The organism is Paenibacillus sp. BR1-192, from assembly GCF_029542445.1.
Classification (GTDB): Bacteria; Bacillota; Bacilli; order Paenibacillales; family Paenibacillaceae; genus Paenibacillus_AQ; species Paenibacillus_AQ lautus_A.
In genome coordinates, this window is the sequence record NZ_CP120718.1 from 3,459,931 (window position 1) to 3,472,382 (window position 12,452).

General features: G+C 49.1%; 10 protein-coding genes. 4 read left to right on the forward strand and 6 right to left on the reverse strand.

Translation table 11 applies throughout. From position 1 onward, the window contains the following. Nucleotides 1–396 precede the first annotated feature (396 nt). Nucleotides 397–597, forward strand: a complete 201-nt coding sequence (locus tag P0X86_RS15415) for a hypothetical protein (RefSeq protein WP_277748894.1) — start codon at nt 397–399, stop codon at nt 595–597. A 31-nt stretch (nt 598–628) separates the two neighbouring features. Here the strand turns inward: P0X86_RS15415 and P0X86_RS15420 are convergent, their stop codons facing one another. Continuing rightward, nucleotides 629–1,945, reverse strand: a complete 1,317-nt coding sequence (locus tag P0X86_RS15420; RefSeq protein ID WP_277748895.1) for a glycosyltransferase family 2 protein — start codon at nt 1,943–1,945, stop codon at nt 629–631. 194 nt (nt 1,946–2,139) lie between these two features. On the opposite strand from P0X86_RS15420, the gene P0X86_RS15425 reads away from it, so the two are divergent. Then, entirely contained in the window at nt 2,140–3,951 is a 1,812-nt protein-coding gene (locus tag P0X86_RS15425; RefSeq protein WP_277748896.1) for a DUF3658 domain-containing protein, read from the forward strand. 82 nt (nt 3,952–4,033) lie between these two features. After that, a complete protein-coding gene (locus P0X86_RS15430; protein ID WP_481858286.1) occupies nt 4,034–5,110 on the forward strand; it encodes an acyl-CoA dehydrogenase family protein in 1,077 nt (358 codons plus the stop codon). A 101-nt stretch (nt 5,111–5,211) separates the two neighbouring features. Here the strand turns inward: P0X86_RS15430 and ureC are convergent, their stop codons facing one another. From ureC to P0X86_RS15455, 5 genes are all read right to left on the reverse strand, one after another. Then, nucleotides 5,212–6,924: an urease subunit alpha gene (gene ureC / locus P0X86_RS15435; RefSeq protein WP_277748898.1), complete on the reverse strand. Its 1,713-nt coding sequence runs from the start codon at nt 6,922–6,924 to the stop codon at nt 5,212–5,214. After that, nucleotides 6,921–7,565 (reverse strand): urease subunit gamma, encoded by a 645-nt coding sequence (gene ureA / locus P0X86_RS15440; protein ID WP_277748899.1) that lies wholly within the window; start codon nt 7,563–7,565, stop codon nt 6,921–6,923. Before ureA ends, ureC begins: the two co-directional genes overlap by 4 nt. Nucleotides 7,566–7,800: 235 nt before the next feature. Beyond that, nucleotides 7,801–8,910, reverse strand: a complete 1,110-nt coding sequence (locus tag P0X86_RS15445; RefSeq protein WP_192571965.1) for a Ger(x)C family spore germination protein — start codon at nt 8,908–8,910, stop codon at nt 7,801–7,803. Then, nucleotides 8,904–9,992: a GerAB/ArcD/ProY family transporter gene (locus P0X86_RS15450; RefSeq protein ID WP_277748900.1), complete on the reverse strand. Its 1,089-nt coding sequence runs from the start codon at nt 9,990–9,992 to the stop codon at nt 8,904–8,906. The genes P0X86_RS15445 and P0X86_RS15450 overlap by 7 nt, the downstream gene beginning before the upstream one ends. A 6-nt stretch (nt 9,993–9,998) precedes the next feature. Then, nucleotides 9,999–11,498 (reverse strand): spore germination protein, encoded by a 1,500-nt coding sequence (locus P0X86_RS15455; RefSeq protein WP_277748901.1) that lies wholly within the window; start codon nt 11,496–11,498, stop codon nt 9,999–10,001. A 156-nt stretch (nt 11,499–11,654) separates the two neighbouring features. Here P0X86_RS15455 and P0X86_RS15460 point away from each other — a divergent pair, with 156 nt between their 5' ends. Beyond that, entirely contained in the window at nt 11,655–12,437 is a 783-nt protein-coding gene (locus tag P0X86_RS15460) for a DUF3889 domain-containing protein (protein ID WP_277748902.1), read from the forward strand. The last annotated feature ends 15 nt before the right edge of the window (nt 12,438–12,452 follow it).

Sequence of the window (12,452 nt, forward strand, 5' to 3'; positions counted from 1 at the left end):
CAAAAAGATTGCAAATTCATTGTTGGCAAGAGAAAACATAAGCGTGCTAAAAAGCCGATAACGGTTCTGAGCAAGCTAAACCGGTTGCGTCGAAGATTGATTCATAGCATATCTCAAATCAAATTACAGCTCAGACGACTTACCATACGGGTAAACGCTCTTCAGAATCAAGTGGAGGATTATGGCTATTCGGATTGGAATAATGTCATTGCTTATTTAAGATCGCGTCTGAATACTCGAATAACCATCGAAACTCCGGCTGGTTCGATTTTCGGTTCATTGGTGTCTATTGGAGACAATTATATTCAAATCTCGGAGCCTAACGGAAGTATTGCCATAATACCGTTGAGCAGTGTTTTATCTATTGAATAATGATGGACAGGGAGGGAAGAGTGGATGGATTTTTCGGAAATACTGGCAACTTTCCTTGGCAGGACAGTGGAGGTTATCCAGGCCAATCAGTTCCTTCAAGGACAGTTATTATCGGCAGCAAGCGGGTTGATCACAGTTCAGGTTGTAAGCTCAAACTATTTGCCAGCATCAAGGCAGGTCACCATCATCAATGATAATATTTCATTAGTTCGCATACTTCCTTAGTCTTCACTTGAGATGGGGAACTTTGCAATAACTATTTCAAAATATCGCTCATCGAGTTCTTCCATTTCTCATAGTGATTAAGATGCCGATGCGTCATGCTTGAGCTCCTAATTCTTCTATGATACAGCGGTTGAGGAATGTAAACCGGATGGAAGTTTGAAACCTTGGATAACATCTCGATATCTTCGTATAGACGCCCCTCGAACGGGACTGAGGTGTTCCATCCTCCTAGCTGCTTGATTACAGAGATATTGAACATTCTTGGGGCTACTGCCATAGCTTCTACGAGGAGTCGCTCCGCGGACAAACGGGAAGGTCCAGTTCGGACCCCCTGGTAAAGGAGCTGTTTATTCAAACGCTCGACCCATTCAAAATGATTCGCATACAATACACCAACATTCGGTTCCCTGTTTGCTTCATGTAGAAGAACTTCCAGAATATCTGGTGACAGCCAATCATCGGCATCCAGCTCAAGAAACCAGGCCCCCCTTGCCATGTGTAGAGCTAAGTTCAGGGCATGAGCCTTACCCAGATTTTGATGTAGTCTCACTTTATTTATACGCTTATCTATCGGTAATCCCGCCAGGATGCTTGGAGTATCATCACTTGAATGATCATCAACTATGATCAGCTCCCAATCTGAGATCGTCTGTGACAATACGGAGCGAATAGCCCACGGCAAGTATTCACCATCGTTAAATGTGCACAGCGCAATGGTAACTATAGGAGGGATTTGTTTTTCATTGATAGTCTGAACGCGGGATGGAGCATGAAGAAGCGGAGAGATTGCGTTCCATTCCTCTGCTTCCTTCATCCAGGGAGGGGCAGCGCGATGATGGTATAAGATCCCGTCAGAATCTACTTCCGTCCATTCATAGTGGCTGGATAGCTGGATCTGTTTATCGATCAACACATATTTCTGAAACGTCAGCTGATCATTACTGGTAAAACCCGGTTTCTGTCCATTCATGACGATGTTCGTACGCCATAACAGGGGGCCGCGGGGAGTAGTAAAGGTTGGAACAGGTCTTTTGGGAAATACAGCTGGCGGGTCTGTTTTGGTTACGGAAGTCAGTATAAAGCCAGCGGAGCTGTCAGCGTAAGTTTGCAGCCATCGTTCGATTTCTTTCTCCGCCTTAGGCTGTACAATATCTCCGGCATAGAGCGTCATGAACCATGGCGAATTCAGGTTATCGGACAGCGCTTCGTTCATTGTTGCTGCAGACTCCTGTTCGTTTTGAATCACGATAGGACAGGCATTTGAAAAAACACGCAAAACCGTGGATACGGTGTTCTCGCTTAAATGAGGATTTAATCCAGGTAGAATAAACACCAGCATGGCCGTCATGTTCCTTTCCGTATCCTAATCGAAGGTGATTCTAAACGGATGTAATGGATCATTAGCACAGTTCTGTTTATCATATGCCCCCATTCGCATGGGGGATACAAATGCCGATAACTTACTCCATGTTGCGGCGTATAGGTAAATCGGGAATAATAGAGCTTATAGACCGGAACCCGGGACAGGAGAGGTAGGATCAAATGAAATCGACTCAGAGTCATATTATTCGGCAAGCCCGAGACTTTGCTCGCGCCGTACACGAAGGGGATGCAAGCGGCCACGACTGGTGGCACGTTCAACGAGTCACCCGCATCGCCCGGATACTGGCTCATCTTGAAAGCGCCAACGTATACATATGTGAGTTATCGGCAGTCCTCCATGACGTAGCCGACGAGAAATTAAACGTTTCAAAAGAAGCAGGTTACGAGCGGGTTCGCCATTGGTTGAAACAAGCCGGCGTTGAAGCATCTGATCAGGAGCATGTGCTGGGGATTATCGGTACGATGTCATTCTCAGGCGGAACAAGGAGTGCTATGCAAACGTTGGAAGGCCAAATTGTCCAAGACGCGGATCGGCTTGATGCGATGGGGGTTATCGGAATCGCTCGTACTTTCGCATATTCCGGATGGAAAGGACAAAGTATGTACGATCCGTCTGTTCCACTCCGCGAGCATATGACCCTGAAGGAATATCGAAAGGGAAAGAGCACGGCCATTAACCATTTCTCTGAAAAGCTCTTGAAGCTGAAGGACCGGATGAATACCGAATCGGCCAAGCTGCTTGCAGATGGTAAGCATCAAAGTCTGGAGCTCTTCCTTGAGGCGTTCGATAAAGAATGGGCGATGGGGAATGAAGCCTACCTGCGGGAATCGCCGATTCATCGCGGGAACGTATCGCGAATCCATATTGCCTTTGATGAGTCGACGGCAGGATCGCTCAGGATCATGCTGCTGTCGAAACCCGGTGAAATCGTAGTGACATTAGGCGATAATTTCTTGGCCGGACCGCTTCCGAACGATCATGCTTTCGCCCGTTCGTTCTCCGCCCGAAAGCAGTGGTTTGAGGAACGTTATAGCACCGCGCATGCGGAAGACAGGAAATTAACGATGCTGCAGGCAGCGTTCGCGTGGCTGACTTGGCCTCAGCAGATGAAAGAAATGCCATGCCTGATCTGGGCCGGCGATTCCGCGGCGGAACAGCTGGGCCTGCGAAGATTATTGACCTTAATGCCGGATCATTCTGAGGTAAGATTGGTGAATGCGACAAGCGTGCTTCATCAGCAAAATCCAAATCAATGGTTCAAAGGAACATTTGAAATGAACGCGAATCAGCTTCAGCATGTTCTGGACGCAGCCGAGCCGGCCCCATTGTCGCTGCAAGAGCAGGCTGGTTATCGAGCAGACTGGGAGCGCCTTTTGAGCGAAGGCGGGTTCCTTCGGGTGCTTCAAGGTGATATGCTGTGCACCGTTCCAGAGTCTTACTACGATGAAGAAATTCTGAAAACCGTATACCGCCTTGAAGCCAGGCATGGATTCTTCAAGATATCCGCTCGGGTCATTGGCGAGGTCATCGGACAGGGGGAATTAACCGTTTCCGACTTTTTCATCGAGTACCGCATACGTCATCTGATTCAGACAGGTGCTTTAGCTTACACAGGCGAGCTGGATGCCATGCGGCACTACAGCGTCTCGCTTGTGGATGCATCGAGTCCAAAGGAGCAGTGGAGTCATGAACAACGCCTGGCTAAGGCTGCGAAGCTGAAGTCGCTGTTAAGTGAGATGATGGAAATGAATCTTGCGGAGACAGGCTTCATGGAGGAATTGCGGCAGTTAGATGCAGAAAGCCTAGGATTATCTGAATTGTCCGGCTCGGATGCCGTAAAGGGCAGCATGCAAACTGAAATCGATCAACTGTTGAGCACTTATGAGGATCATAGGTTACAACGAGTGTCTTTGATGCGCTCCCTGGAAAAGGCGTTAATCCAGATCGAGGAAACGGCTCCTAAAGAATAGATTAATAAATTCATAGATTATGATTTCATAAAGAGCAGACGATCATTCTGAAAGAGAAATGATCACGGAAAGCGGTGGAGACATGGTATTTACGGAGCAAGAGATTCAAACCATAAGAGAACAAGCGCTTGGGATGGACAAGCATAGACAAGTAACTCCCGACGTGCTGAAAACCATATATGATCATCGTTTGTTTCACCTGTTTGTTCCCGACGAGCTGGAAGGAAGGATGACCCCTCTGCCGGATGCAACGCGCATCTTCCAAGAAAGTGCCCGCATCGACGGCAACCTGGGATGGCTGGTTACGATAGGAGCAGGCGGAGGATTCTTTGCCGCGCTGATGAGCTCGGATATCAGCCGCCGGGTGTTTGCGCGCCGTGAAGCGGTGATTGCGGGCAGCGGCATGCCGACAGGTACCGCCAGACAGGTGGACGGCGGTTATATCGTGACTGGCAGCTGGAAGTATTGCAGCGGGTCTACTTATGCCACGACCTTTACGGCCAACGCAGTTGTTGAAAAGGATTCCACGCTACAAGATGCCCCTGGCGAGCCGACTGAAGATCAGGGCGAACCCGAGATCCGGTCCTTTATCATGAATCCTGACCAGATCGAAATCCAGCAGGATTGGAATGCCTTTGGCCTTCGGGCAACAGGGAGCCACACCATATCCGCTGTAGAGGCATTCGTTCCGGATGAGATGACATTCTCGCTTACGGAAACGAAAGGGTATGGGGACGAGCCGATATATCGCTATCCATTCCTTCCGTTTGCTCAAGTATCCTTTGCCGGTGTTGCAATTGGGATCGCGGAGCATTTCCTTGAAACGGCGGAATCGCTTGCGGTCAAGCGGGGGAGTTCCTCCCATGTGATCGGCAAGCTGAACGAGAATAAAGCGGCATTGCATCTATCGATCGCTGATTTTTATAAGTGGGTAGAAGCGTCATGGGCAGAGTTGATGGCTAACGGTGCCTTATCGGATGCCACGGAGGCACATGTAACGGCCCAAAGCATCGAAACAGCCCAAGCAGCGTTATTCTGCGGCCAACAGCTGTTTCCGCTGTTCGGTTTATCTGCTGCCATGGAAGATTCCGAAATCAATCGCTGCTGGAGGGATCTTCAGACGGCATGCTCGCATGCGCTGCTGAGAAGCTATGAATAAAACGAACAACCATGAGCGGCAAGCCGAGCTGCTCATGGTTGTTCGTTTATATGTGGATTATCGCAGGTATACTTAATTACGCTTGCATGGATCTTTGGCCATTATACAAGGAAATAGCGTTGGGATAACGGCAGATGAGACGATGGGGCGCTTGTCAGCTTCTCGCCGTTAACGGTTACGGCGTAGTTCGCCGGATCGACCATGATTTCCGGCGTCTCCCCATTGTGGACAAGATCCGCCTTTCTCACGGTTCGGCAGTTCCTTACAGGCAGGAGCTGCTTACGCAATCCTAATGGATCCAGCGTCCCTAATTGCAGGGAGGCTTGGGAAACGAAGGTGGCGCTTAGCGCTGCCTGAGCGCCGCCATAGCTGCCGAACATCGGCCGATACATATACGGCTGCGGTGTAGCGATGGAAGCGTTGGGATCTCCCATGACGGCATGGACAATCATGCCGCTCTTCAGCACGATCTCCGGTTTAGCTCCGAAGAAGGCGGGTTTCCAAAGTACAAGATCGGCCATTTTTCCTACCTCGACGGAACCGACATAATCGGATATCCCATGCGTCATGGCCGGGTTAATGGTATATTTGGCGATATATCGCTTGATGCGGAAATTGTCCGATTTGGAATCCGGCCCGAGCGGACCGCGCTGCTGTTTCATTTTGTCGGCCGTTTGCCATGTACGGATAGCGACCTCACCAACCCGTCCCATTGCCTGCGAATCGGAACTGGTCATGCTGATCGCCCCGATGTCATGCAAAATATCTTCCGCCCCGATCGTTTCCGCACGAATCCGTGACGCGGCGAAGGCAACATCCTCGGGAATACGCGGATCCAGATGATGGCAGATCATCAGCATATCCAGATGCTCGTCAACCGTATTCACTGTATATGGCATGGTTGGACTGGTCGAGGAGGGGAGGACATTCGGCATGGAGGCAACCCGCAGCAGATCCGGTGCATGACCGCCTCCCGCACCTTCGGTATGGTAGGTATGAATCGCCCGGTCGTTAAAGGAGCGCAGGCTGTCTTCAACATAACCGGCTTCGTTCAACGTGTCGGTATGGATGTTGACCTGCACATCCAGTTCTTCGGCAACGCTCAGGCACTTGTCGATGACGTAGGGCGTGCTGCCCCAGTCTTCGTGGATTTTGAGTCCAGCCGCCCCGGCATGGACTTGTTCGGCCAGCGCTTCCGGACGACTGCTGTTTCCTCGTCCCAGAAAAACCATATTGATCGGCAGTGCATCGGTCGCTTGCAGCATTCGCTGCAAGTTCCATACCCCCGACGTACAATTGGTTGCCAATGTGCCCGTTGCGGGACCGGTGCCTCCGCCAACGAATGTAGTGATTCCGCTCTGGAGCGCGATTTCGACTTGCTGCGGACTGATGAAATGCACATGCGAATCCACGCCGCCGGCCGTTACGATCAAGTTCTCTCCGGAGATGACTTCCGTGCCGACGCCGATGATCATGCCGTCGGTGACACCATCCATCATAAGCGGATTACCTGCTTTTCCGATGCCGCTGATGTACCCGTCCTTAATCCCGATGTCCGCTTTCACGATTCCCCAGGTATCCACAATGATGGCATTCGTAATGACCAGATCCAGTGCCCCTTCCGCGCGGGTCGCGAGCGGATGTTGTCCCATGCCGTCACGTATCACTTTACCGCCGCCGAAGACGCATTCATCCCCATAAACGGTATAATCCTTCTCTATCTCAAGCCAGAGGGAGGTGTCGGCAAGCCTTACCCGATCCCCTGTCGTAGGTCCATACATGCTGGCATAGGTCGCGCGATCGATTGTTGTCATAAGCTCACCATCCCATTGGTTTTTCCGTTCGTCAGACCTGCAAAACCATGAATTTCCTGGCTCCCGCCAATTTGAACAAGCGTCACCTTCGTGATTTCCCCGGGCTCGAATCTTGCCGACAAGCCGGAGGCGATATCGAGCCTGTATCCTTGCGTTCCGTTCCGGTCGAATAACAAGGCGGGATTGCATTCGTAAAAATGGAAGTGCGATCCTACTTGAATCGGACGGTCGCCGCTATTTGTAACCTCACGCGTAATGCGGGGCCGGTCCGGCACCAGCTGAATCGGCTCGTCTCGCAGGTCGTATTCACCTGCAACAATGCCTGAAGGGGCCGGAGCGCCTTGAATCGGGTCATGAACGCTGACCAGCTTGGTGCCATCCACAAAGGTAGCTTCGACTTGAACTTCCCTGAGGAGATGGGCGACGCCGTCCATCACTTGATCCGCCGACAGCACATGGCGGGCTTCCTCCATTAATTCGGCTACGGACTTACCATCACGAGCACCTTCGACAACAAAACCTGAAATGAGTGCGGCCGCCTCCGGGTAGTTTAATTTCAACCCGCGGGCTAGTCGTTTTTGCGCTAATTCCATTGCCAGAAAAAGCATTAATTTGTCCCTCTCCTGGTAAGTTAAATGCATCTTAGCCACTCCTTTTGCATTCAGATGTGTTAATATTCATAACATAAATAAGGTATGACATCGATTGACCTGCTGCGCAAAGGTGTTTATTTTGGATAAATGTAGCATTAGACAAAGAAATAGTCAATATTAATGTTATAATACATAACATATATCTCACGAGTTTTAACGAAACCTCATAAGGAATCGATTACTTTAGGCAACAAAAAGACCCCGATTGGGGTCTTTCCAAGTTTTATCTAAATTTCCCGTAATCTTTGATATGAACGTCAATCACGCATTCGACCTGCAGCTTTTGCAATTCTTGCCGCCAGTCCATCTTTTTCCATTGCTCATAGCCAATCCGGTTACGGACGTACCTGCCGATTCCGAGGCTGTCTATCTGATGCTGTTTCATGATCGAGATCATGGCATTTCCTTTTTTCGTGATATATTGGCTGATTCGCTGCTCCAGCTCATGCCGTTCGCGGTCATTGCTTAACCTGGCATCGCCGATGTATTCCAGTACGGACCCGGAAACCTTGACGTAAAACATCACTTTGTCAATGCCCTGGTCTCCGTGCACGACCTTGACTTTTCGTGAGCTGATCAATGAACTGAACATGACGACTTCTTTCTTGTCTTTAGGATCCTCCGATAGATCAATGTTAAGTTGACCTTCTCTGAACTTACCCTTCAGAAAGGAGAAAATCAATGCATCCTGCGGCTCGATCTTAGCAACATAGCGATCATCTTTAAATAAAGCAATTCCGTTCGTCGTAATGTAGTTCTTGTCATGCTTCTTAATTATTGGAGCAACCGGATCTACGCCCTGATCGAAATAATCCCTGGCAAAGTTGAACAGCGTTACCTTGGGAATGGTCTGACCGAGCGCCTCCTTTTCAAGCAGCATGTCGATATACCGCCCTGTTCGCGGATGCTGCTTGTAATCGTCTATTAACAGTTCGCCGGCATTTCCTTCAACCACGCTTATTTTTACTTGAGATGATATGGAAGGATCCCTGTACAAGGTATCCAGATGTCCGTGCAGCCCCTGTTCCGCCATCGAAAGTCCGAACAGGACGTTCCGCAATTGCCCGCTTACCAGCAGCATGCCGGTTTGTCTGGACATAATCATCTTCGCTTCTTTGCTGCTCTTGGCCGTTGCCGTCAGCACTTCCCGCTTAGAGGTAGTTTCCGGGTCCGCTTGCGGAATGGAGACCGATATCGATAAATTGCCATCCGGCAGCAAGTCATAACTGGTCGTCTGGATGAACCCCAGATCTTCCAGGATGCGTTGATCGCCGCAGCCTGCTAGAGGAAGGATGCATAAGAGTAGGAACAAGCATGCATATTTTTTTAACATTGCGCATCACGCTGCCTTTTTCTGCGCTGCCACAGCAGTAGCATAATTAGTATCAACGGCATGATGTAAGCAAACCCGATTTGGATGTAACCCAGAATCAGAAGCCACTCCCGGATTCGATTCAATACGGAGGGTATGTAGGATATCAGCAGTGCTGCAAGAATGATAAAGAAATAGTGGACATTGATCTTGATCTTCGGAAAGACTCTTTGGGTGCTTTCGCCCGCTGCCCAGAAATAAAGCACCAGCGTAATGAGGGTCGTAAACAGGAAGAAACCGTAGAATAGATTCTCGATTCGCTCGATAAACGGAAGTTTGATATACGCCAGCAAATCCAGTAACGGGAACAGCATGATCTTCAACATATCGGTGCCAACGACGCCGAACGAAACAAAACCCAAGATGGTATAGGATACCGTGCGTATCAAATTCCCGTAGATGACAGCCCTGAACAACTTGGTTTTCTTATCGGTATAGGGAAACAAGAGTATGCATAACTCATAACCCAAGTATGCCAAATAGATTTGAAAGAATCCTTCCAACATGTTAGAACTGTCTTTAAATATATAGGGCGTTAACCTTTCGATTCGAAACTCCCCTGCATAATACAGCAGCAGCAAACTCATCCAAATGGTACACCAAAAAAAGACCGTGGAAGCTTTGGAGATATTGTACAATCCCTTGGTCAGCAGCATGAAAGCAAGGACATCTATCGCTATCTTAAATACCATCGGGTTCGTTGTCGGGAACGCAAACATCTGAAAGATCAGCACGTACTGCTTGGCGACGAGGCAGCCGATCAAAGCCCATACCGTACTGATCGCCAGATAGAAGGGGGCTAGTATGAATTTGGGGATGCTTTTCTCCAATATGTCGAATATCGACTGTCCTTCGCCCAGCCGGAACACCCAGTACATCTGATAAATGTTCAGACAGACCAGGATGGATGCCGGGATCGTAATGAGCCATCCGTTTGTGCCAAAATATTGGGCCTCCACCTGCGTAATGCTGAATACGTAGACCCCCGTTTGAATCATGTAGATGAGGATCGCAGTGTGAAATTGGGATAGTTTTTCCTTCAAGTTGCCTCACCTTTTCATTTTTAATTTGACCTTGTTTTTGGCTTTGACTTGGGTAGGCCGCTTGGCCAACGTGGAAAAGGGAAGTCTTAGAAATACGTCTTTCCAGTCATACGGCTCGAATGGTGCGATGGGTGTTAGATAGGAGGAGCCGACACTCGTCAAGCCGCTTAAGTGAATGACCATATAGGCCAAGCCAAGCGCTAGTCCCATATTCCCCCACAAACCGGCCATTACGATAAGCCCGAAACGGAACAATCGAAAAGATGCGCTCATAACATAGTTCGGGATGACAAAGGAAGCGATGGCCGAAGAGGCGACGGAGATGATCAGAATATTACTGGTTAATCCGGCTTGCACTGCCGCCTGGCCGATGACGATGCCGCCTACGATACCGATAGTCTGCCCAATCTTGGTAGGCAGCCTGGCCCCGGCCTCCCGTAGCAGCTCGATCGTCGTCTCCATGAGCAGCGCTTCGAAAATGGGAGGAAACGGCACTTTGCTTCTGGACTCCGTCAGCGTAAGGATCAGATTCTCGGGAATCATTTCATAGTGAAACGAGGTAACCGAGACATATAGGGCCGTCAACGTCACCGTTATCAAAAGGGCTGCAAACCTTAGGAACAAGGTCGCCGTACCAATGCTCCACCTCTGGTAATAATCGTCGGAAGACGAGAAAAATTCAAAAAAGTTGGCGGGCGCGCTAAAAGCAGTGGGACTTCCGTCCATAATTCCAACGACTCGTCCCGAAACCAGCTTGGAGGCAATGGTATCCGGCCGCTCTGAGGTCAAAAATTGCGCAAAAATCGAGTACGGATCATCGTCAATGCACTGGATCAGCATGTTTGTATCGTGAATGGCATCAATCTCTATAGCTTCGACCCGCTTTATTACTTCTTTGACGTATTTCTCATTCGCGATGTCCTGGATATACAGAACATAGATATCCGATTTCGTAACTTCGCCGACGGAAAGTTTGATGACCTTGAGATGAGAACTTTGCACTCTCTTGCGGATCAAAGACAGATTCGTATAGGCTTGTTCGGTAAACGCTTCGTGCGGTCCGATAATGACGGATTCCGTTTCGGATTCAGCCACCGTCCGGGATGTCGGGAAAATAACATCGATCATGAAAGCTTGATCTTCATAATAAAACGCGGCCATACCGCTAAGAATACCTTCCACATAGGTTTTCGAATCCGTTACAAGCTCATATTGTGATTGCTCCTTCAACAAATCGAGTGGGTTTTCGGAATTCAAAATGGGAGGAAGCAGATCCCGCTCCAGCCGATCCTCATTGACCAAATGGCTGAAATACATAACATGAAGGCGCCCATGAAGATAGATCTGATGGACAAAGTCGGCCGAATCGTCAAACTGATCCGCGACATGTTTCAGCGTCAGCGAAACCTCTTCCTGGGGGTTGGGATCCTGTTGATTATATAGAGATGTGCCGGATTCAGAATGCTCATGAGTGACCAAAAAAATAGATTTTAATCTCTGTTTCATCCCCACGCGTACTCACCTCGGAATCATGCATAGTCCGTCACAGTGTGTGTATTTTTCAAAGGAATTATCCAACGAATCCCAAGTCAGGAATAAGAAGAGCGTCCGCGGGAATCTTAGGATCAGGCAAGTTCGCCAATCTCTAGGAGGAGGAATAACATGCTGGGCACCCTTTTATTCGCTAGCACTTTGTCGCTCGGGGTCACACCCGTTTATGATCAGGCGACTATGGAATCTTCGGAGTTTTCGTTTCAGCAGGCCATTTTTGAAAGCGGTGCCGGGCTGGCAGAGGAGGCGATAAGGGCTTGCGAGAAGCGTTTCGGCAGAGAAATCCAGCTCCCTCCGCAAGTGCCTGCCGTAGCTTTTACGCATCAATATGGTCGTTGTTATGGCATGCATGCCGGACTTGACGAGCATTTGGAGATCCATTATCGAAACGAATTTAAACCCGAGAACGACTACAGGATCGAGTTATATCCCGTTGAGAATAGACAGCAGCTGGAACACCTATCGTTTCAAGCATTAGAATTGACGGAGCAGACAACCGCTAAATTTTACAAAGGTCCGCTCAATACGCTGCAGCTGTTGGTATTTGAAAAGGCGGATTGGCAATATCTCATAACTACAGCAAATCGAGCTTCCACAGAGATCGGACAGCGTGAACTGACCGAAATTGCGCAGTCTTTGATTCATGCCGTGAACAGAAGAGAGCCTGCCTATGCCAAGTGGGGAACCTTAGCCGTGACCGAAACCAAGCGGAAATATAATATGGACGTCGTGGATTACCTGTATATGGGCAGAACCAAGATATCCAATGTTTTGGCGGAGGAGAAGTTCAAACTGTGGCTTAAGAAAGGGAACGTTGAATTCGGCGTGTATGTCACGGTTTCGTATCATCCGGTAACCGATCAGATTCTATCGATACGTTATGGGGGCATTTAGCTGAAAATAGCAATT